The sequence below is a fragment of the Shewanella sp. CG12_big_fil_rev_8_21_14_0_65_47_15 genome, from assembly GCF_002783505.1.
Lineage (GTDB): Bacteria > Pseudomonadota > Gammaproteobacteria > Enterobacterales > Shewanellaceae > Shewanella.
Genome location: NZ_PFGL01000063.1, coordinates 227328 through 249786 on the forward strand (window position 1 = coordinate 227328; position 22459 = coordinate 249786).

At 47.4% G+C, this 22459-nt stretch carries 14 protein-coding genes; 11 read left to right on the top strand and 3 right to left on the bottom strand.

The features are described from left to right. From glgX to COW15_RS17765, 7 genes are all read left to right on the top strand, one after another. Window positions 1–1569, top strand: a 1569-nt coding sequence (gene glgX, locus COW15_RS17735; protein WP_293634541.1) for a glycogen debranching protein GlgX, incomplete at its 5' end; no start/stop codon positions are given. A gap of 19 nt (window positions 1570–1588) precedes the next feature. Then, window positions 1589–4102 (top strand): glycogen/starch/alpha-glucan phosphorylase, encoded by a 2514-nt coding sequence (locus COW15_RS17740; RefSeq protein ID WP_293634543.1) that lies wholly within the window; start codon window positions 1589–1591, stop codon window positions 4100–4102. 159 nt (window positions 4103–4261) lie between these two features. Continuing rightward, on the top strand, window positions 4262–5524 hold the full coding sequence (gene glgC / locus COW15_RS17745) for a glucose-1-phosphate adenylyltransferase (RefSeq protein WP_293634545.1): 1263 nt from the start codon (window positions 4262–4264) through the stop codon (window positions 5522–5524). Window positions 5525–5596: 72 nt separating this feature from the next. Beyond that, complete coding sequence (locus COW15_RS17750) at window positions 5597–7210, top strand: glycogen/starch synthase (protein ID WP_293634624.1); 1614 nt, start codon at window positions 5597–5599, stop codon at window positions 7208–7210. A gap of 103 nt (window positions 7211–7313) precedes the next feature. Continuing rightward, complete coding sequence (locus COW15_RS17755) at window positions 7314–10364, top strand: EAL domain-containing protein (RefSeq protein WP_293634547.1); 3051 nt, start codon at window positions 7314–7316, stop codon at window positions 10362–10364. 150 nt (window positions 10365–10514) lie between these two features. Beyond that, a complete protein-coding gene (locus COW15_RS17760; protein ID WP_293634549.1) occupies window positions 10515–11927 on the top strand; it encodes a DEAD/DEAH box helicase in 1413 nt (470 codons plus the stop codon). 53 nt (window positions 11928–11980) lie between these two features. After that, a complete protein-coding gene (locus tag COW15_RS17765) occupies window positions 11981–13078 on the top strand; it encodes a GTP-binding protein (RefSeq protein WP_293634551.1) in 1098 nt (365 codons plus the stop codon). Window positions 13079–13150: 72 nt separating this feature from the next. Here COW15_RS17765 and COW15_RS17770 read toward each other — a convergent pair whose 3' ends face one another. Continuing rightward, entirely contained in the window at window positions 13151–13912 is a 762-nt protein-coding gene (locus COW15_RS17770) for a transporter substrate-binding domain-containing protein (RefSeq protein WP_293634553.1), read from the bottom strand. Between the two features lie 318 nt (window positions 13913–14230). Between COW15_RS17770 and COW15_RS17775 the strand changes: the two genes are divergently transcribed. Beyond that, window positions 14231–14752, top strand: coding sequence for a DUF3087 family protein (locus tag COW15_RS17775; protein WP_293634555.1), 522 nt, complete (start codon window positions 14231–14233; stop codon window positions 14750–14752). Between the two features lie 54 nt (window positions 14753–14806). On the opposite strand, the gene COW15_RS17780 is transcribed toward COW15_RS17775, so the two are convergent. Continuing rightward, window positions 14807–16351: an MFS transporter gene (locus COW15_RS17780; protein ID WP_293634557.1), complete on the bottom strand. Its 1545-nt coding sequence runs from the start codon at window positions 16349–16351 to the stop codon at window positions 14807–14809. Window positions 16352–16750: 399 nt separating this feature from the next. Between COW15_RS17780 and COW15_RS17785 the strand changes: the two genes are divergently transcribed. The 3 genes from COW15_RS17785 to COW15_RS17795 all read left to right on the top strand — a co-directional run bounded on the left by COW15_RS17785 (window position 16751) and on the right by COW15_RS17795 (window position 20791). After that, the gene (locus COW15_RS17785) at window positions 16751–18127 is read left to right on the top strand and encodes an MATE family efflux transporter (RefSeq protein ID WP_293634559.1); all 1377 of its coding nucleotides are present in this window, start codon (window positions 16751–16753) and stop codon (window positions 18125–18127) included. A 175-nt stretch (window positions 18128–18302) separates the two neighbouring features. Continuing rightward, window positions 18303–19814: a hypothetical protein gene (locus COW15_RS17790; protein WP_293634561.1), complete on the top strand. Its 1512-nt coding sequence runs from the start codon at window positions 18303–18305 to the stop codon at window positions 19812–19814. Window positions 19815–20125: 311 nt separating this feature from the next. Then, on the top strand, window positions 20126–20791 hold the full coding sequence (locus COW15_RS17795; protein WP_293634563.1) for a hypothetical protein: 666 nt from the start codon (window positions 20126–20128) through the stop codon (window positions 20789–20791). A gap of 238 nt (window positions 20792–21029) precedes the next feature. Here the strand turns inward: COW15_RS17795 and COW15_RS17800 are convergent, their stop codons facing one another. Then, entirely contained in the window at window positions 21030–22208 is a 1179-nt protein-coding gene (locus COW15_RS17800) for an AAA family ATPase (RefSeq protein WP_293634565.1), read from the bottom strand. Window positions 22209–22459: the final 251 nt, after the last annotated feature.

Genomic DNA, 22459 nt, shown 5'->3' on the forward strand with positions numbered 1-22459 from the left:
TTTGCGGGGTTAGCTTCCAAGCCCGCCATAGAGTATTTAGTCGAGCTTGGGGTGACCTGTGTTGAACTGCTTCCGGTGCAGGCTTTTTTTACTGAAGCTTTTTTACTGGAAAAACAGTTAACTAATTATTGGGGTTATAACAGCATTGGTTTTTTTGCCCCCGAACCCAGTTACTTATCCTCGGCGGAGATCGGCGAGTTTCGCACTATGGTGGATGCGCTCCATAGCGCCGGGATCGAAGTCATTCTCGATGTGGTCTATAACCACAGCGCCGAAGGCAGTCGGCTGGGGCCAACCTTAAGTTTTCGTGGCATAGATAACCTCAGTTATTACCGTTTGCACCCCAACGATAAACGTTTCTATATCAATGATACGGGTTGTGGAAATACCTTAAATATCAATCATCCTCGCATGCTACAGCTAGTGCTGGATTCGCTGCGTTATTGGGTCGAAGTCATGGGGGTGGATGGCTTTCGCTTCGATTTGGCCGCCTGCCTTGGGCGTGAAGCCTATGGTTTCGATCCCGGTTCAGGTTTTTTCGATGCACTGCTGCAGGACCCAGTGCTGTGCCAAGTGAAATTGATTGCCGAGCCTTGGGATATTGGCCCCGGCGGTTATCAATTGGGCAATTTCCCCGTGGCCTTTAGCGAGTGGAACGACAGGTACCGCGATACTATGCGCCGTTTCTGGCGTGGCGATCACGGCATGTTGCCCGAATTTGCCCGCCGCTTTCACGGCTCTGGGGATTTTTTTGAGCACAGCGGGCGGCCCCCCGCCGCCAGTATTAATTTTTTAACCAGCCATGACGGATTCACTCTGGGGGATCTCGTGAGTTATACCCACAGGCATAACCTCGCCAATGGGGAAGATAATCGCGATGGCCACCAAGAAAACTTCAGTTATCACTACGGTGTTGAAGGGCCGACCTCGGATCCTACCATCATGGCGATTCGGGCCCGGCAGCAGCGTAACTTATTAACGACATTATTGTTATCCCAGGGCGTGCCCATGTTGCTCAGCGGGGATGAAACCGGGCGCACCCAACTAGGCAATAACAATGCCTATTGCCAGGACAATAAACCCAATTGGTTCGACTGGTCGCCTGTCGGGATGGACAGGGAACTGCTCGCCTTTACCCGCACACTCATTGCCCTACGTAAGCGTTTTCCGCTCCTGTGCGCTAGGCATTTTATCCACGAGCAATTAGCCGCCCAGCCCTTAGCCAGCTCATGTGCCCGTTTAGACTGGTTTAGCCGTCAGGGGGAGCAAATGACTAAGAGCCTGTGGAGTGAGTCCATGTGTCTAAGCCTGAGCGTGGTCTTGTCTGGGGATTTAGAACTTAAGGGCAAACAACAGGCGTTACTGCTTATGGTCAATGCCGACGATAATCCCTTAGCTTTTACGCCCCCGACACTCGTTCACCTCAGCCCGTGGCAATGCCTGATCCATACCCAATTAGATGTGCAGTATTCGATTCAAACTGAGCCGCGGGATACTCAGAGTCCAAGGATGCGATACCTGTTACAGGATCGCAGTCTTATGCTGTTTTATGCTGAATTGATTTTGTAAAATAATCAAAGGATTAACTATGAGTAATGACAGCAAGCTGAGCCTTAAAACCCCTGATGCCAAAGCGGTTAAATCCAGCCGCTCCCCAAAAACGGGTGCAGTAAAAAAAGCGGCTGAACCCTGCGAACCCTGCGATGCGCTGCCCGCCGCCTTCGAGCGCCATGTTCGTTATGGTTTAAGCCGTGGTGAGGGGGTGAGTTGCGAGTTATTTCAAGCCCTTGCACTGAGTGTCAAGGAGCAAATGTTAGATAACTGGCGCCAGACCCGATTAAATGACAGCCATTTCGAACGGCGGCAAGTGGCTTATTTGTCCCTCGAGTTTTTAATGGGCAGGGCGCTGGGTAACGCTTTATTGAGCCTTGATTTACAACAGGATAGTCGTGATGCATTGAGCCATTATGCCGTCACATTAGAGGCGCTTGAAGAGGTGGAACATGATGCGGGCTTAGGCAATGGGGGCTTAGGCCGACTCGCCGCCTGTTTTCTCGACAGCTGCGCCAGCATGGATTTATCGGTAACGGGTTATGGCATTCGTTATGAGTACGGCATGTTTGCCCAGAAGATTGTCGATGGTTATCAAGTCGAACGTCCCGACCGCTGGTTACGTGAGGGCAATCCCTGGGAAGTGCGGGTGCCAAACCATAATGTGACAGTGCCGTTTTTTGGCCACACCGAATCCTATGTGGATAAGCAGGGACGCAGGCATATGACTTGGGTCGACACCCAGGATGTGCTCGCCGTCGCCTACGATATGCCCGTGCCTGGGTATCGCAATGGCAGGGTGAATACCTTGAGGTTGTGGAAGGCGGAGGCGACGGATGACTTCGACCTCGCGGAATTTAACCAAGGTGACTACACAGAAGCCGTGGCCCGTAAAAACTTGGCCGAGCAGATCACTATGGTGCTCTATCCCAATGATGCCAGCGAAAACGGCAAGGAGCTGCGCCTGCGTCAACAGTATTTTTTATCCTCCGCCAGTCTGCAGGACCTGCTCAAACGTTGGGTGCACCAGCATGGCCATGACTTTAGCGATTTTGCCGCTAAAAATGTGATGCAGTTAAACGACACTCATCCGAGTATCGCAGTACCGGAATTAATGCGCTTATTGTTGGATGAATATGGTCTGGAATGGGATGCCGCTTGGGCCATCACTCGCCATACTATGGCCTACACCAATCACACTTTGTTGCCCGAAGCCTTAGAGCGCTGGCCCGTGCGCATGATGGCGTTAATGCTGCCACGCATTTTAGAAATCATCTATGAAATCAATGCTCGCTACTTAGATTTAGTCGCCCACCATTGGCCGGGGGATGGCGCAAAACTGGCAAGTATGTCGATTATTCAAGATGGTCCCGATCCCCATGTGCGCATGGCATATCTGGCGATAGTGGCGAGTTTCTCGGTGAATGGGGTGGCTGGGCTGCACACCCAATTATTAAAGACTGGGCTGTTTAAGGATTTTTATACCCTGTGGCCGGAGAAGTTTAATAACCGCACGAATGGTGTGACCCCAAGGCGCTGGCTGGCCCATTGCAATCCTGCATTGGCCAAGCTGTTGACTGCCCATTTAGGCCATGGGTGGGTGACGGATTTAAAGCAACTCACGGCGCTCAATGCCCTCACTCACGATGCCAGCTTTATTCAAAAATGGTGTGAAGTAAAACAGGCCAATAAGGCGCAGCTTGCACAAATGATCCTTAAGGAGTGCGGCGTCGCGTTCGACCCCAGTATGCTGTTCGATGTGCAAGTTAAGCGTATCCATGAGTATAAACGCCAGCTACTCAATATCTTACATGTTATCCATCTCTATCATCAGATCCAGCAAGGGCGCACCGAAAACATGGTGCCACGCTGTGTGCTTATCGGTGGTAAAGCCGCCCCCGGCTATTTTATGGCAAAGCTGATTATCAAACTCGCTAACAATGTGGCCCATATGGTCAATTCTGATCCCTTGGTGGCCCCCTATCTGCGTTTGGCGTTTCTACCCAACTACAACGTCAGCGCCATGGAAAAAATTTGCCCAGGCACAGATCTGTCGGAGCAAATTTCGACCGCGGGTAAAGAGGCCTCTGGCACCGGCAATATGAAATTTATGATGAACGGCGCGCTCACCATAGGCACCTTAGACGGAGCGAATATTGAAATGCTCGAGGAAGTCGGGGTGGATAACTTCTTCATGTTTGGTCTGAATGCCGAGCAAGTCGGGCAGATGCGCTGCGATTACCACCCACAGCGGATTATTGCGCAGTCCAGTGCCCTCTCAGAGGTGATGACGTTATTAAAGAGTGGCCATTTTAACCTACTCGAACCCGGTATTTTTGACCCTATCATCGCCTCCATTGAGAGCCAGGACGATCAGTGGATGACGGCGGCGGATTTTGATAGCTATCGCACCGCCCAAGAAGCGGTCGCCCAGGTGTACAAAGATCCTAAATTGTGGACGCAAATGAGCATTCGCAATACCGCGGCCAGCGGTCGTTTTTCCAGCGATGTCACCATCGCAGGTTACAGGGATGAAATTTGGAAGCTGTAGAAGTTAGAGCATCCAGCAATCAGTCAATGGAGAGTGGAAATGAAGGGATGCAAAGATGGGGAAGCCCGTTGCCAGTCAACTGGGATTAAGGGGATGCCGATGCGGTGTTTTATCGCGGCATTAATCGACTGCAATGCGTCGTTTTCGGAGTAATAGCCTATGTCTAATGTACGTTATATCAGTAATTTAACTCGTGAAACCTATGCATTAATTTTAGCTGGTGGGCGAGGTTCTCGTTTGCATGAACTCACGGATTGGCGCGCTAAACCCGCGCTATATTTCGGGGGGAAGTTCCGTATTATCGATTTTCCCCTATCGAACTGTATTAACTCGGGGATCCGCCGTGTGGGGGTGGTGACTCAATATAAATCCCATTCATTGATCCGTCATGTTATGCGTGGCTGGGGTCATTTTAAGAAAGAGTTGGGTGAATCGGTGGAGATTCTACCCGCATCACAGCGTTACTCGGAAAATTGGTACCAAGGCACGGCCGATGCCGTGTTCCAAAATATCGACATTATTCGCCACGAGCTACCTAAGTATGTGATGGTGCTGTCGGGGGACCATGTGTATCGCATGGATTATGCGGGACTGTTAGCGGCCCATGCCGAGTCGGGTGCCGATATGACAGTTTCCTGCCTCGAGGTGCCCGTTGCCGAGGCCGCTGGCGCCTTTGGGGTGATGGAAGTCGATGAAGATTTGCGAATTTTAGGCTTTGAAGAAAAACCTCAACAGCCTAAGCATTCACCTGGCAATCCTGAAATGTGCCTAGCTTCCATGGGTAATTATGTGTTTAACACTGAGTTTTTATTTGAACAGTTGAAAAAGGACGCGCAGAACGCCAATTCTGACCGCGACTTTGGCAAGGATATTATTCCCTCGATCATCGAAAAGCATAAAGTGTTTGCTTACCCCTTTAAGAGTGCCTTCCCGAACGAGCAAGCCTACTGGCGCGATGTGGGGACCTTAGACTCCTTCTGGCAGGCCAATATGGAGTTGCTATCGCCCACGCCCGCCTTAAATCTTTACGATGCTAAATGGCCTATTTGGACCTATCAGGAGCAATTACCCCCCGCTAAGTTTGTGTTTGACGATGACGACAGGCGTGGCATGGCGGTGGATTCGATTATTTCCGGTGGCTGTATTATTTCGGGGGCGACCGTGCGGAGAAGCGTGTTATTTAATGAGGTGCGCGTCTGTTCCTATTCGCTGGTGGAGGATTCTGTGGTACTGCCCGATGTGGTCGTGCTACGTCACTGCAAGATTAAAAATGCCATTATCGACCGGGGGTGCATCATCCCCGAGGGCACAGTGATTGGTTACAACCATGACCATGACAGGGCCAAAGGCTTTCGGGTTTCAGAAAAGGGGATCACCTTAGTGACGCGGGATATGTTAGGCCTACCCGTGGGATATGAGTAAGGCTAAGCCATTCATCGCCAGCGGTGTCGGATAATAATTTTTGGAGTGCTGATTTAAGTGAAACGTATATTGATGGTTGCGGCGGAAAATGGTGCCCTAGCGGGCGCCAAGGTGGGCGGTATGGCGGATGTGATCCGCGATTTGCCACAGGCCTTGGCGGGCGTGGATCTGTGCGTCGATGTGATTATGCCCAGCTATGGATTCTTGACTTCGCCAACGGCCCAAACTCAAGCTTTAGGCGAACTTGAGGTGGCATTCGGCGGAAGGTTTGAGCGGGTCAAATTAGTCGTGATCCCCCATCCTTGGGTCGATGGGGCTAAGATTTATTTGTTAGAACATGGGCTCTGGCAGTCCACCCCCGGGAAAATTTATAGTCAGGGAAGTGCCGAACGTCCCTTTGCCGATGATGCCACTAAATTTGCCTTACTCTGTGCCAGCGTCGCTAAGGCCTTAGTGACTGGCCTTATCCCTATGCCGCAGGTGCTGCATCTCCATGATTGGCATGCGGGCTGTTTAGCCATGCTGCGCGCTTTTGCGCCAGAGTACAGCGCCCTCAAGACGATTGGGTGTGTGTTCTCTATTCATAACCTCGCCCTGCAGGGCATTCGGCCCCTAAGCCAGGATGCCTCTTCGCTGGCGGCTTGGTTTCCCGAGCTGTTTGCCGCCCTGAGTGATGGACAAAGGCAGTTGATTGTCGATCCCCGTTATCCCCATTGCATTAACCCTATGCGAATGGGCATAGTACTCAGTGATAGGGTGCACCTTGTCTCGCCTAGCTATGCAAAGGAAGTGTTGCTGCCATCGGATCTCGCTGCGGGATTCTTTGGTGGTGAGGGGTTAGAACAAGACCTAAGGTTAAAAACCGCTGAGGCTAAGGTGATTGGGATCTTAAATGGTTGCAACTATCCAAGCCCAAGCTCCAAAAAAGGTCAACCCGCAACGCAACAGTTGCAACGTATTCAACTCGATGAATTTAAAACATTACTCACAAGGATTGAGGCGGCGTTAGTCGAGTGGCAGGGCACACAAACCCAAGTGAGTGGTGTGGATATGATTGCCTTCGCGCGGACTCAGGCCCATTGGCGCCATGCCTTAGTGGGTAAGGTTCCTTCCTTCCTCCTGACATCCGTTGGTCGCTTGACCGATCAAAAAGTGCTGATTTTGCGCCAGCAATTACCTTCGGGTTTCTCTGTGCTCGAAACCCTGTTAACGCAGCTACAACAGGCTCAACCCCAGGCCCTATTTATCCTGTTGGGAAGTGGGGATGCGGATATCGCTAAGTACTTTCAAAGCCTAGCGGCAAAATATGCTAACTTTCTGTTTCTGCAGGGATACCATGAATCGCTCTCTGAATGTCTCTACCAACATGGGGACTTATTTCTGATGCCGAGTTCCTTTGAACCCTGTGGGATCAGTCAAATGCTGGCCATGCGGGCCGGACAACCCTGTTTAGTGCATGGTGTCGGTGGACTCAAGGATACTGTCCATGATGGTATCGATGGTTTTGTGTTTAATGGCAGCGGCCTCACTGAACAAGGTGAAGCATTTTTACACAGGTTAAAAGAGGCAATAGATTGTTTTAATAGTGAAAATTGGTCAAAAATTCGTATGAATGCCTGGAAGCAACGTTTCGATTGGGGCCGCATTGCTCAAATGTATCAACAACAACTGTATGATAATTTGTGATACCAGACTTGTAATTAGAGCATGATTTGTAAGCAATTCTGCTACACTAGTGAGGAAAGTTGTAACTGGCCCCTTCCTTATTTTTGGAGTTGCTCCCCGATCCATGGATACAAGCATTTTATTACCATTAGTACAAAATGCGGCATTACTGCTCGCTTTAGTGTTTTTGTATGATGCGATACCTAAAAAACATCAGCGACAGTATTTTTTACTGTGGCGTCTGGGAATTGGATTTCTGATTGGTGGGATCGGCATCACCATCATGAGCAGTCCCTTGATATACCAACCTGGCATCATCTTCGATACTCGCTCTGTGCTCCTCTGTGTTTCTGGGCTCTTTTTTGGCGGACTGCCGACATTTATTGCCATGGCCCTTACCGCTCTTTATCGTATCGGCATTGGTGGCTCAGGCATGTGGATTGGGGTGGGGGTGATTATCTCATCTGGACTTATCGGGATGATTTGGCGTCAATACCGTAAGGCCTACCTTGCGGATCTCTCGGCGAAGGAAATCTTCAGTTTTGCCTATCTGGTCCATATAGTGATGCTGCTGTGGTTTTTTACCTTGCCCTTAGACATTGCCTTACCCCTCCTTATGACCATCAGTTTACCCGTGCTCACGATTTACCCTATTGCTACTTGGCTGCTATGTCGGCTGCTATCGAGACGGTTTGAGTCTGAGCGGGATGAGCAAATTCGTCTTCAGGATGACTTCCTCTTTCGCAGCCAATTCAACGTAGGCAATATTGGCATTGCGATAACCGACGTGGACCAAAAGTGGATCAAGGTGAATCCCCGTCTGTGCCAAATGCTGAAATATTCAGAAGATGAATTACTCCATATGACATGGAAACAGCTGACTCACCCCGAGGACATAGAGGCAGATGTCGTTAAGTTTGAATTGATGTTGGCAGGAAAACTTGATAATTATGAAATGGATAAGCGTTTTATCGCTAAGGATGACTCGGTTGTTTACACCCATATGACGGTTGCCTGTAAGCGCGTTAACAATAGTGTGCTGCTTGTGATTGCCGGTTACTTAGATGTGACTGCGCAGACGTTAGCGGATAGGGAAGTGCTTGCCAGTCGTGAGCAACTCGAACTGGTGTTAAGCAGTAGCGATCTTGGGGTGTGGGATTGGGATATTCGCCGTGACAGTATTGAACGCAATGCCCGCAGCGCCGATATGTTAGGTTGCGATATCGACATGTTGAATGCCGATAGTCGGCAATGGATGGACGCCATCGCCGCCGAAGACAGGCCTAAGGTGCTGCACTCCATTGAAGCGCATCTTCGCGGTGAAACTGCGCAGCATAGGATGGAATATCGCTTAAATACCCTTAATCGAGGCGTTCGCTGGATCTTAGATACGGGTAAAGTCGTTAGCCGGGACACCAATCATAATGCCCTGAGGATGTGCGGGACTTATACCGATATCACCGAGGCTAAACTCATCGAAGAGTCATTAAAATTATCCGCCTTAGTGTATGAAAACAGTTCAGAGGCCATGAGTGTACTCGATGAAAAAGGCGTGATCATTACCGTCAACGCCGCTTTCACCGATATCACTGGGTACAGTGAGTCCGAAGTCCGTGGACAACATATTCGCCTGCTTTATTGTGACCTAAACGGCCGTGATTTTTACACGAGTATGAACGCCGAAATCCGCGAAAAGGGCCGTTGGCAGGGGGAAATGTGGCAGCGGCGTAAGGGGAAGGAGGAGTATGTCATTTGGTTAACGATAAATACTATTAACGATAAAGAAGGCCAACCCTACCGCCGAGTGGCCCTGTTCTCTGACATTACCGATAAAAAACAAAATGAACATTTAATCTGGAAGCAGGCTAACTACGATACGCTAACGGGCTTACCTAACCGTCGCATGTTACTCGAGTACTTAGGGGCTGAAATAAGAAACTCAGACCGTAATCGGAATCATTTTGCCTTATTATTCCTAGATTTAGACTATTTTAAAGAAGTTAACGACACCTTAGGCCATGCGATGGGCGATCTATTGCTTATTGAAACCGCCGACCGTTTAAAAGCCTGCGTGCGTGATGCCGACGTGGTCGCACGCCTTGGGGGGGATGAATTTACCATAGTGCTGAGTGCTATGGCCGATCACAAGGGGATTGAGCGGGTCGCTGAGAATATTTTGCGGCGCATTGCAGAGCCCTATCTGCTAGGTGAAGAAACCGCCTATATCAGTGTCAGTATTGGCATAACCTTATATCCCGATGATGCTACAAGTATTGAAGGACTGCTCAAACACGCAGATCAAGCCATGTATGCGGCCAAAGATCAGGGGCGCAATCGCTTTAATTACTTCACGCCTTCCATGCAGGAGTATGCCAAATACCGCATGCGGCTAATCCAAGATCTACGCCAAGCCGTGCTCAATAAAGAGTTTCAGTTACACTTCCAGCCGATAGTCGCGCTGGAAACGGGGGCCATCACTAAGGCCGAGGCATTGATCCGCTGGGATCATGCGGAGCGTGGTTCTGTGTCTCCGGCGGAATTCATTCCCGTGGCCGAAGATACGGGACTCATTGTCGAGATTGGTAACTGGGTCTTCGAGCAAGCGGCGCGTCAAAGTGCGGCTTGGCGAAAGGAGTTGGGTGTAGAAATCCAGATCAGTGTGAATAAATCTCCAATACAGTTCCGCGACGAGGGGGCATTACTGCACAACTGGCTCGAATTGCTGCAGGATTTGGATATGACAGGAGCCGGTGTGTGCGTCGAAATTACCGAGGGATTATTACTCGATGCCAGCATGGGGGTGACCGAGAAATTGCTCGCCTATCGGGATGCGGGGGTACAGGTTTCCTTGGACGATTTTGGTACTGGGTATTCGTCACTCGCCTATTTGAAGAAGTTCGATATTGATTATCTCAAGATTGATCAATCTTTTACCCGCAATGTTGATACAGATACAAACGATCAAATTCTCTGTGAAGCCATTATAGTGATGGCCCATAAGCTGGGGATGAAAGTGATTGCCGAAGGGGTTGAGACAGAGGCGCAGCGCCAGGTATTGCTGGCCGCAGGCTGTGATTTTGGTCAGGGATATTTATTCTCTAAACCATTGATAGCAAGTGACTTTGCTGAAAAATATTTAAAGGCATCGGCCAAGCTTATTTCCCCTGTGGCCTAAGTTTCGCCCCGACTTTAGATCGAGTTGGATAATTGCCTATAAAAGCGCCACGGATTTTGGTAGACTCCGCGGCCCTGCTTTTGGGACACTGCGTTTTCCTTACATTGATTTTACCCCTTAGATGTTTTGCCACTTAGCTAAAGAGTCTTTATGAAATTTGAAACACTCGGTTTATCTTCCCCCATTTTGAATGCGATAACTGAGTGTGGCTATCTGCAACTCACTCAAGTACAAGAGAAAGTGATCCCGCTTGCCTTTGAAGGCAAAGATATTATGGCCTGTGCCCAAACGGGAACGGGTAAAACGGCATCTTTTGCTTTGCCCGTGCTTGAAAAGTTATCCGCGGAGAATATCGATAAACCCACACTGCGCGCGTTAGTGATGACACCCACCCGCGAACTTGCCATCCAAGTTTGTGAGAATATTCAGAAGTATAGCCAGTTCTTACCACTGAAAACCTTAGCGGTTTACGGCGGTGCGAATATGAATCCGCAGCGTAAAGGAGTGGAGCAGGGGGTGGATATTCTGGTGGCGACCCCGGGGCGTTTGTTCGACATTATTGGGCAGTTTAATTTAGATTTATCGAGTGTCACGACGCTCGTTGTCGATGAAGCCGACCGTATGCTCGACTTAGGCTTTGTGCGCGACATTGAAAAGGTGAAGCGTTTAATCGCGCCATCGCACCAAACTATGTTGTTTTCAGCGACCTATAGCGATGCGGTTAAACAGCTCGCCGAGAAGATGCTCAATGAACCCCAGTGGGTCAATGTGGCCGAAAACACGACGGCATCGACCGTAGTGCAGGAAGTGTATCGGGTCGATAAACGCCGTAAAGCCGAATTGTTGTCAGAACTCGTTGGCCGTCATAACTGGCGCCAAGTACTCGTGTTTGCGAGCACCAAGGAGAGTGCCGAGTATTTATTGCAGGAATTAAAGCTCGATGGTATCGCCGCGGGCGTATTCCATGGGGATAAAACCCAAGGCGCTCGAAACCGTGTTTTGGAAGACTTTAAAGCGGGCAAACTGCGGGTATTAGTGGCCACCGATGTGGCGGCCCGTGGCCTCGATATTCAGGCCTTGCCCTTAGTGATTAACTTAGAGCTGCCCTTCCTTGCCGAAGATTATGTCCACCGCATTGGCCGCACCGGCCGTGCTGGACTCTCGGGCCGAGCCATCTCTTTTGTCTCCCCCTCCGATGATGAGATGCTGGCCGAAATTGAAGCCTTGATTGGACAAACACTGCCCGTCTCGGTAGCGCCCGGTTATGAAGAGGGGGCACCATTGCCAGGACGTTACCGCGAGGCGCCAGCATCGACGGCCAAGGTGACTAAGTGGAGCTATAAGGCCCCTAAGGATCGCGCTATTGGTAAGTCGAGCGGCAAGTCGCGTGAGAGCCAAGCGCAGCCGCGTCAAACGCCATCCCGAGCGGGAAAATATGCTAAAGATAAATCGGCCCAAGGCGCTAATGCTCCGGCGGGGAATGGTTTTAATCAAGCCAAGCCAAAATCCCCCTCGGCAAATCGCTCGGGTTTTGGTGCATCCCGCGGTAATAAACCGAAATAACCCAGACTAGCCTAGTTATCGTCAACCTATTTTAGACCCAATTGAGTTTAGCCATGATAGTGAAAGCCATTCCTACCAATATCATCACAGGTTTTTTAGGGGTTGGTAAAACCTCTTTAATCAAGCAATTACTGGCGACTAAACCCGAAAATGAGACCTGGGCTGTATTAGTCAATGAGTTTGGTGAGGTGGGGATTGACGCTGGCTTACTCAATAATAGCGATGCGGGGATCCAGATCCGTGAGGTTGCGGGGGGCTGTATGTGTTGCGCTGCGGGGGTGCCGACCCAAGTTGCCATTAATCAACTGATTGCTAGGACTAAACCCGATCGCTTGCTTATTGAACCCACGGGTCTGGGTCACCCCAATGAAATCATTAAGGTATTATCAGCGCCCCACTATCAGAATGTGATTTCCCTACGCAGCACTTTATGCCTAGTCGATGCCAGAAAGGTGAGCGATCCCCGTTACAGCACCCATACGAACTTTATCCAACAATTACAGGTAGCCGATGTGATTGTGGCCACTAAGGTGGATTTATATTCAGATGCAGAACCTGCGGAAAGTGGTGCACTATTAACGGCATTGCAAGCCTATCTTAATGATTTACAACGTATTGATATTCCTGTTGTCAGCCATAGTTCGCAGCGGGATTTGCCTCTGGAGTTACGCGTTTTTTTGGAGCAACCACGGCGAGAGCGAGCATGGGCACTTAAGGCTAATGCTGTTTCCAAACCCCACAGTTTACTGCGTGTGACTGCCAATTCATTGGGTGAACAGGGGCTTTTTGCCGGGAATGTGAGCGAGCAGGTGCTCAGCTTTGACCCACGAGGAATTGCGCGCAAACAGAATCAAGGTGAAGGATGTTTTAGCTGTGGCTGGGTATTTGAACCTTCTCAAGAGTTTGATTTTGATAGGATAATGGCGTTTGTTCAAGATCAAACTAAGTCGACTGCTGCGGGAGCATCGCTACTGAGATTGAAAGCCGTGATGATCACCAGTGACGGTATTGCGGGCATTAATTGGATAGATAGGGAGTGTCATGTTGCCGAACTCGATGACACCTTAGACTCGAGATTAGAAATGATTGCGACCCAGGAGTTGGATTGGGATGATATCGAGCGGCAGTTAATGGCTTGTTTAGTCGTTTAATGGGGGCTTGCTTAGTCGCTAATTAGAGCTTAGTCGTTAATTGGGGCTTAGACGTTAATTGGGACTTAGACGTTAATTGGGAATAGTCACGCGGTGGATTTTGCCAAGGTTGACAAGTTCGCCGCTTTGGATCATGTCCTCGAAGAAACGGTCGAATTGCTGCTTGAGCGGTGCAAATTGCGCTTGTTTAGGAAAAGCCATAAAACCATCCTGTATACCGATAATGGGAACTATGGGGCCGATAGCCTGGGGGATTTTTATATTAGCTAGAGTCGCCTCGGTATTACGCACATTCGTGGCCAACAGATCGAGATCGCCGCGGGATAAACGTTCAATACCACTCTTGATATCGACAAATTCACTTATGGCAATTGACTGAGTTTGTTCATCAAATGATTCACCATAACTCCAGCCTTGCATCTTACCTATGCGCAGACCTTTGATACTCTGATAGTCACCATTCCAAGGGATAGCACTGGCATTACTGGCATAAAAAACAATCTCATCACGGTAGAAAGCTTTGGCTGAGAAGGTGAGTAGGTTCTGCCGCGCTTGATTGAGGTACGGCCCGATCAGAATATCTGCTTGGCCGCGTTCAACCATAGACTGGGCTCGGCGCCAAGGGGCGATTTCATAGTGAATCGTGACTTTTTGCTGCTTGGCGAAACGGTTCAATATGTCGACGCCAAGGCCGGTAAATTCGCCATTGGCTTGTTGTTCAAAGATTTGATTAAAGCGAGTGCCAACGGCAAGCAGATCCTCTGCCTGAACAGTACAGCAAAAACCACTGAGTGCCAAAAGGAGGACTTTGGAATGGATTTTGCTCAGTATCATGGTGCTCCTTAGGGGATTTATCATTGTTAAATCAGTGGGATCCAAGGCTGAGAGGATAAACGTGCAAATTGTACACCTTTTTGACTAATCATAGACATTATGGGGGCTAAGTATAATCGAGCAACTGTGTTTTATTTAACGAATAATACCGAATTAATTTCTTGTATTGCCTTGGTTATTCATCTTAATACTCAATACGTTTCAATTTGTATCTTTGTCAGTGTTTAATCAATTAAGGCCGATGAAAGGGGATTCGAGTATGCTTAGCCTCGCATTGAACATTACGCCTATTTAGGCGGCTATTTGAGAATGGAGTTTATGAAGTTACAGCATGTTGATAAAAGCATTTACCGCAAAAATATGAACTTATTTATGCTGGTGTTGGTCCTTAGCCTGATACTGCTCTCGCTTTCCTTAGGGGCCGGGCTCATTGCGCTTTTCGGTGCGGCGAGTGCCCCCGGCGAGCCTACGGGAAATTTTCACTTAAATTTGCTCGGGGTGATACTGGCGGTCATCCTCTGTAGTGCCATAGTGTTTCAACTTAAAGCAAAACCGTTTTTTACTGAAATTTACTACGTTTGGCAGTTAAAGCAGCTGCAGAATCGTATCTACCGCAAACTGAACAAAGTAAAGGCTTTAGCGGCTAAAAATGATGTTAATGCGCTGATTACTTTGCTGTTTTACTATATGAGCTTAAGGCAAGTTTATCTCTTAGATGATAATACCTTAACCTTAGCCACACTGGAGCAAGCGTTAAACCAGTTGCAGACTCAAATTCAAGGACTGGGGTTAGCACTTAGTGCCGAACAATTCACCCCAGAGTTGCTGGACTCATTGTAAATGGTGGAATAAAAAAGTGAGTATTTACATACTCACTTTCAAATGTTGTTTGAGCTACTGAGCCGCTTGTTGCGCCTTTTGCAGTGTCAGTAACCACTTACCATAGAGATAAATCCCAACCGCTGAAAGAGTACCTATCGCCGCAATAATGTACCAGGCCATGCCGATATTATGACTATGGTAGAGCAGTTGCGTTAGCTCATGGGCACTTTCCCCGGTATAGCTAACCAGAGTCGTAAAGGCTTCACCCTGTGGGATGGCATCTACCTCTGTGCTACCCATGCCGCGCGCTAGCAATAAATCCCGTGAAAATAATTCCTTAGAGGCATAAATCTCATAGAGTTTAGGGCCAAAGTAGCCTTCTAATCCCCAGCCGATCCCTTGGGGTAACATCACAAATCCCAGGTACATGGCTTTTTTACCTTCGGGGGCGATATTGCCCATAAATTCATTTTTCTTCGGACTTATCATCATTTCGCCGATGGAAAACATGGCAATCGCGAGCACGATAAACCAAGCCGCATGGAAAGCACCAATAAATACAAAGGCTAAAATACTCAGTAAGCAACCAATTAACATGGCCGTGGTGATGCGATATTTGGCGGTCAATGCGGCGATGATAAAGCAGCTGGTCATGATCAGACCCGCATTGAGGTTGAGCATGCCCTCTGGCATGACCTTAGTGCCTTCGTTATTGAGGCCGAGCCAGAATTGCAGGATACCGTTACTGGTGCCTTCGCTGCCAAAAAGGGAGGTGACGATGACGCTGGTATCGACCCATTCGGAAATATGGATAGGCAGCACATCGAACAGGGCGTTGAACAGGAACCAGAAACCTGAAAACACCAGCATATAGTAGATCACTATTGGCTTTTTCAGCTCATGCCATGCATCACGCCACAGGGCTTCTTGCTTGACTTCCCCCGAGTTAATTAATTTATTACGTGCCAGTCGCTCGGCTTTACCGGGTTCTGTGTAAGTCAGTAAAAATAAGAAGTTAAGTGAGATAATCGCCGCGCAGGCGAAGAACACATTGTCCCAGGACAGCTGGCGCATATGTACGGCAACCAGCGGTCCTAAAAAGCCACCAATGTTCACTACTTGGTAAAAAATGCCCCAAGCCATAGAAGTATTATTGCGATTGGTCGATAGCACTAAGGTGCCTTGAATGCCGGGTTTAAATATCCCAGTGCCTATGGCGAGGAGTAAAGAACCCGCGAGAAATCCCCAAAAACTGGGGAAAAATGCCATCACCAGATAGCCACAGATCTTAATGATGGTGGAGCCAAAGATAGTTTCTTTATAGCCGACTCTATCGGAAATACCGCCGGTAAATACCGGGACAAAAGTCTGCATAATCGCCCACAGCGAGATAATAATGCCGTAGTCACTGAGACTTATTCCTAAACCGCCCGCCGATTCGGGGGCTTTGGCATATAGACCCGCACTCGCCTTAACACCGTAGTAGGCGATACGTTCGACCAGCTCCATGCCGCCAACAAGCCAAAAAATGTAGCTTAAGCTTGTGATCGAGGCCCACATGCCGAGCTGTTTAACTTCCCGCAGATCGTTTTCTGCATTTGGACTATTTTGACTCATGTCCTTCCCTTTATTATTGTTATCAAATTAAATTGTCTATAACTCATTTTTTATCAATATGTTAGCTGTTGAAGTTTCATTGTTTTACTTAAGGCATAAAACCCAATTTGAGTTATTTAAGCCAACACTTTACCTAATTCATGATTAAATACCAAAAAAGTAGCGAAAAATGATGAGTTGCCCCAGAACTGTTGCCAAGTGGTGCTGCGATTGTCACTGGGCTGAAATGAAACTGTTCTCTATATAACTTATTGTGATTATTATGTTTTGCTCTAAATTAAATCGTATCTTCCGGTTTTGTTTTATGGCGAAATTTAGGTACAATCCGTTGCCGCATTTTTGTTCATTGCTATTTTTTAGATCCGATGCGCGCCTCCTTAATCTTTGTGAGACACGGTAATGACAGCACTATCCCAGACACCAACAAATCAGCATTTGCTCAAGGAGCCGATTGCCAAGCTTTTTTGGCGTTATACCATACCCACCATTGCCTCTATGTTGGTGACGGGTGTCTATGTGACGATTGATGGTATCTTCGTTGGGCATTATTTGGGTGAAACTGGACTCGCTGGTATGATGCTAGCTTATCCAGTGGGCGCGATTTTATATGCCATTGGCGCCATGATTGGCATGGGCAGTGCGGCATTAGTGTCGATCAATCTTGGCCAAGGCAATGTGGCTAAGGCGCGTAAGCTCCTCGGTAATGCCTTTAGCCTATGTTTACTGGCGGGCGGACTTTTTGCCCTTATTGGTGGTGTATTTTCCCGGGATATTTTAATCGCCTTAGGTGCAGAAGGGGAGATCCTTGAGAATGCCAACGAATACCTATTTTGGTATTTCGCCCTGTGTCATTTCCCCATTATTTCCATGACCTTTACGACGTTACTGCGTAATGACGGTCGGCCTTCTATGGTGACCTTTGTGCTGATCTTAGGCGGAGTGCTTAACACTTGCTTAGATTGGCTCTTTATTGTTGTGTTTCCCTTTGGTTTGGCGGGGGCCGCCATTGCGACCATGTTGTCCCAGGCCGTGACTGGGCTTTTGTGTCTGCAGCACTTTTTTGGCCCGCGTACCCAGCTTAAGATCAACCTTGAGCAGATGAAGCTCAAGCTCGACAATTGCTTGAATATCGCCCGCGTGGGGCTTCCCAGCTTTTTGATGAACCTCTATCTGTCGATAGTGTTAACCCTGCATAACACGGCTTTTTTGTGGGTTGGCGGACCTCTACATATTGCCGCATACGGCGTAGTAAGTTACACCGAAGCGTTTTTCTATTTGATTTTTGAGGGCATCGCCCTCGGTACTCAACCCATTTACAGTTTTAATGCGGGGGCAGGGCGCTTTGACCGGGTAAAACAGGCGCGCAATATTGCCTTTGGCATGACGCTACTCACCGCGGTGTTAGGATTATTGCTGATCTATTCTCGCCCCGAGTGGTTAGTGTATTTGTTTGCCGGTGATAATCCGAATTTAACGCCGGTGGCGATTGAAGGCATGCGTTGGTATTTCTGGGGCTTACCTATGGAAGGCTTGATCTTAGTCGGCGCCAGTTTCTTTCAGGCAATTAATTGCTCTCGGCAGGCCTCGATTCTGACGGGTGCGAAACTTATCCTGATTGCCGCAATCATTTACTGTTTTGCTTGGGCATTTGGAGTGGTTGGCGTGTGGATATCACTGGCGACCTGTAGCACGATTCTCACCTTCTGGATGTTTATCGCCATGGGACGGGTCGAGTCGCGTTTACTGTTACCTTCGACTAGACCCGCTCAGAGTTAGCCTAATTTTCCAAATGGGGATTGCTTTTATTTAAACGCTATTGCTAAGTGCTACTGCGAATATTTGGCGATGTGTGTGTATCTTTTGCGGCAAATATGACTTAGGGCTAGCGTGGGATGATGCGCTCTGATACATTTCGCTGGTTTTAGTCATTTATGTTTTTAATGAGGCCCCTATGCGCACCACTGCAGTCATTTCTATGCTGTTGTTTGGCGTGTTAACCAGTGTTAATGCCAGTGCTAAAGATAATGAGTTAGTGTTTGCCAGCGACTTTGAAGGCAACCGTTTATCTCAACCTTGGTCGTGGATCATGGGCTGCCAATTTGAAGGCGCAGAACCCCACAGTGGTGAAAGTGCACTCCTATGTGCCGAAGGCAATAGCAGCATAGTCAGCAAGTACCCCATTTCTGAAGCGGGCCTGTTAGAGTTTTGGGTGAAAACTCAAAATACTCAAACCCAGTATCGGATCAATGTATTAACCTCTCCGGTATTAAAACTTGATGCCCAGTGGCAGCATGTCGCCTTAATCGATATCACCCCCGGCGCGAACGAATATTTAGCGCACCGAGTCTCTATTGACGATCCGAGTCGCCAGTATATTCGCCTCGACATTGAGGCCATCAATGGTCCTATTAGCTTGGACGATCTGACGCTCGATAAAATTCGCCTCGATATCGCGTTGCAAAAGAACGAGCAAAAAATTATCGGTGGGATTTTAGATAAGCTAAAGGAAGATAAAAATTACGAGGTACAATCCGAGTCATTTCGCACCCTTGGTAAAAATTACGCCGCCCAGCTTGAGAGCCAAAGGCAATACCTCGAATACTCCAATGCCATCTATTCGAGTATCACCTTCGTATTAGCAACTTCTGAGCGCAATAAGATGTCTAACCCATTAGGTTATAACACTTTTAGGTCGGTTCTGACCGATGCTAAACGTGTGGCATCGCCTATCCAGCAAGCACGCTTGGGTTCTATGGTGAAACCCTTTGGTGATTTGGCAACCGCGACCTTAAATGTGGTCAGTGCCGGTGCTTATTCCGCCTTTGCCGAACCCTTTAAGTCATTCTTGGCCGCGACTTTTGATCGCTCTAACTATGACAACAGCGACTTGAGCCGCAGCGATAAAAAGTTTGCCGAGGAAAATGGCCTAAAGATCTACCAGCAGGCCGAGCGATTTATGTCTGAAATCGAGAAAGAGCTGCAGCAGGTCACAGCGCTCGATAATGATTTAGTCAATATGCAGAAGAACTTAGATACGTTTCGCCGCGATCTCGACAAGCATCTGCGCAGCTATTTACAGCATGCTGGGATTGCCCGCACCCCTGAAAATTACAGCCGAGTGATGAGTAAGGATGAACAAACCCGCGCATTAGTGATCGCCGATGCCAGCGCCAATATTAGCGCTAAGGCCGAAGCCCTATTAGCTTCGAATAGCAATGCTGAACTTGTGCAGTATATGATTAAAACCACTGAAAAAATTGATGAATTTCAAGAGTTCAAGGAGCGTTTTAACCAGATCACTTCGGCCATGTTAACCTTCTATGACCGTTTTGAGCGCTCCATTGCCGTCGAACAAAACCCCTTCACCGACCCAAGCGATAGGGCGGTATGGGAGCAACATGCCCAAAGCGCCCGCAACTACATTCGCCAGTCGAAGGAAGCGTTCACTAAAGCCTTTATGTAGCGGATTGTTGTGGAAACTTCGACTGAGCTTTTTCATCGAAATGGCAGCGCAAGTCTCTTTCGCTGCCATTTTAGCCAGAGCAGGTTGTAGGCAAACTGAAAGTGCATTATGTTTTTGATTTAAAATGGGTGGCCAGATTTTTTTTGTTAGCATGTCTTAAATACACCAATTTTTTAATGACTCTAGTTTAAGCTATTTTAGCTCGTACAAGTTGTAGACAAACCAAAAGTGCATTATGTTTTTGATCTAAAATGGATGGCCATATTTTTGTTTTTGTACAAGGTAATTAATAATGTTTTAACGAGGCGTATATGAATAAAAATTTTTACTCCAAGCTTTCTGATAATTTAAGTGGTTTATTTTTTGTTTCTAAGTTTAAATTGGCAAAAATATTTGTTTCAGAGAGCTCAGATGACGAACTTTTGAAAGGTGTTTTTCTTATCAAAGCTCGCTCAGGTATTTTAGTTTGTACTTGGTTTTGCCCGTTGATTCATTTTTCTTACCCTAGTGAACCACTAACGTTTTGGGTTTTTGATGGATGGGACCTTGGAGGAGGACGTAGTGGACTAATTTCATATGATGTAAATTCTGAATTATTATCGCCTAAAAAAGATGAGGATACATTGATAAATGAGGTGGCTGATTATATTACCCAAAGAGTAAAAGACTTTGATGATGTAAAAACACAAAATGATTTTATTAAACTGTTAAGTTTATTTCCATCATCAGTTTCTGGTGTTTATAGACAGTTGAATTTAGGCCTGTTGCATTACTGTGTTGGTGATAAGTTGCTTGGAGAAAAGATAATTAGAAATGCAATAGAATCAAAGGGGGGATATCCATTAATAGAAGGCGATGTGGTTGAGTTTTTATCTTGTCTAGATATGGGGGAAGATAAAACAAATGAATATATAGAAAAGATAAAAATACGTAATAGACAATATCTTGAAAAGTTTGGATTTTATTTGCATAAATAAATTTATCTATGGAAAAAGAATACAGTGACATCCAGCGCTTAATAGCGCAGTTGTTAACCTCCGACTATGCTTGGGTTAAGCATTAAACAAGGAGGTTTGTAGAGGCTGTACATAATTCTGTGTCAGGTTAATTTCACAGATCTATATGGTTTTCTAAGCGCCCCTCAAAATGAGGCCGCACCCTCGCAGGACTCAGATAAGTGTTGAATACACTCCCGTCTATTTCGGAGGAAGAGGGTTACACTGGCTTACAACACACACCATATCTTAAGCTCGCTCTGCGATGGAGTTCATAGACTTCACAACCTAACAATGGCTCAGTTCTATTAAGAACGGCACCAAAACGCTCAAAGTAGTCTTCATTAACTTGTTTTGCACTGATAAGTGGTACTTCAATACTGACATCTACACGACCTTTACGTATCAACGCTGGGTCAAGATTATCAAGATGATTTGTGGTCATTATTACCAGGCAGTCATCAAGAGGAACGATTCCGTCTAACGCGTTTAGAACGCCACCTAAAGTGAGTGGTGGATTATCTACATTGCTTTCAGCTGTACGTGATACCGTAGCCTTTACACAGTCACAGTCCTCTATTAACAACATAGCTCCGGGTGGTACCTTTCTAATCGCCTTATGAATAGTGGCATCATTGACAGTCGAAAGATTCAATATGTATAGATCGCGATGATACTCAACCGCTAAGGCTCTCGCTATACCCGTCTTACCCGTACCCGTTTTTCCATGTAACAGTATGGTTAGCTTACTGACAACCGATTTCCCCCTACTTGCGAAGTTATCAACTTCCCCCATCAATGCCTGCTTAAACCCTTCATCTAGCACTAATTCACTAAAACCCGATGATTTCAATGTGCCATAGCGACACCATTCGGTTTCTTCGAAAATATTCACTTTCGGCTCAGTAGAGATGTCTCCACGAGTATCTTCTAAAAAACTATGCAGTTTATCTTTTGCCCACCATGGTGCACTTACAGTAATAGAATCGTATGCCATCGTACTATCGACCTTAGTACGGGTTGCCAACATAAAACAACCACAGTATTTAAACAGGTGCATACCGTAGCCGATAGACTTAACACTGACACGCCCGTCGTAATTCACACCATAGTCAAAGTACACAGCTTCAGAGATAGAGCGTGAAAAAAACGGAATGGTAGTATTACTGATCAAAAAGGACAGCTTATTGAATATCTCTGTGCGCGCCTGATGGCTATCGTCGATAGTGAGCCGCACAAACAGCAGGCTACTGAGCCAACTTAACAGCTTCGCGGGGACATCTTTTAGCATGTAGCCTACGAGTCCAATTAACGTTAATGTTAATACTCCAACAATGACAGCCGTCAACAAAGGATCACCATTGGTGAGCGCCTTTATTTGTAGTAATACTTCGTTCATTTACTCACCTTTACTATAAATGCCTCATGGACATAGTCGAGAATACTACCAACCGAGTCGAGGAGACTACCAAGGTATCCTCAGTATGTGCGCTATCGCACGTGGTTAAAGCGACTCGATAAAGGAGCCTGACCAGCAGAATGGGGCGGCCCTGCATCCTCGGATTGACTTGAACAATACCCGTGTTTAACTGCCAGTACGTTTCGTCATCTGATGCTAACGTTTAAATAAGAAAGCCGCCGATGAAGGCG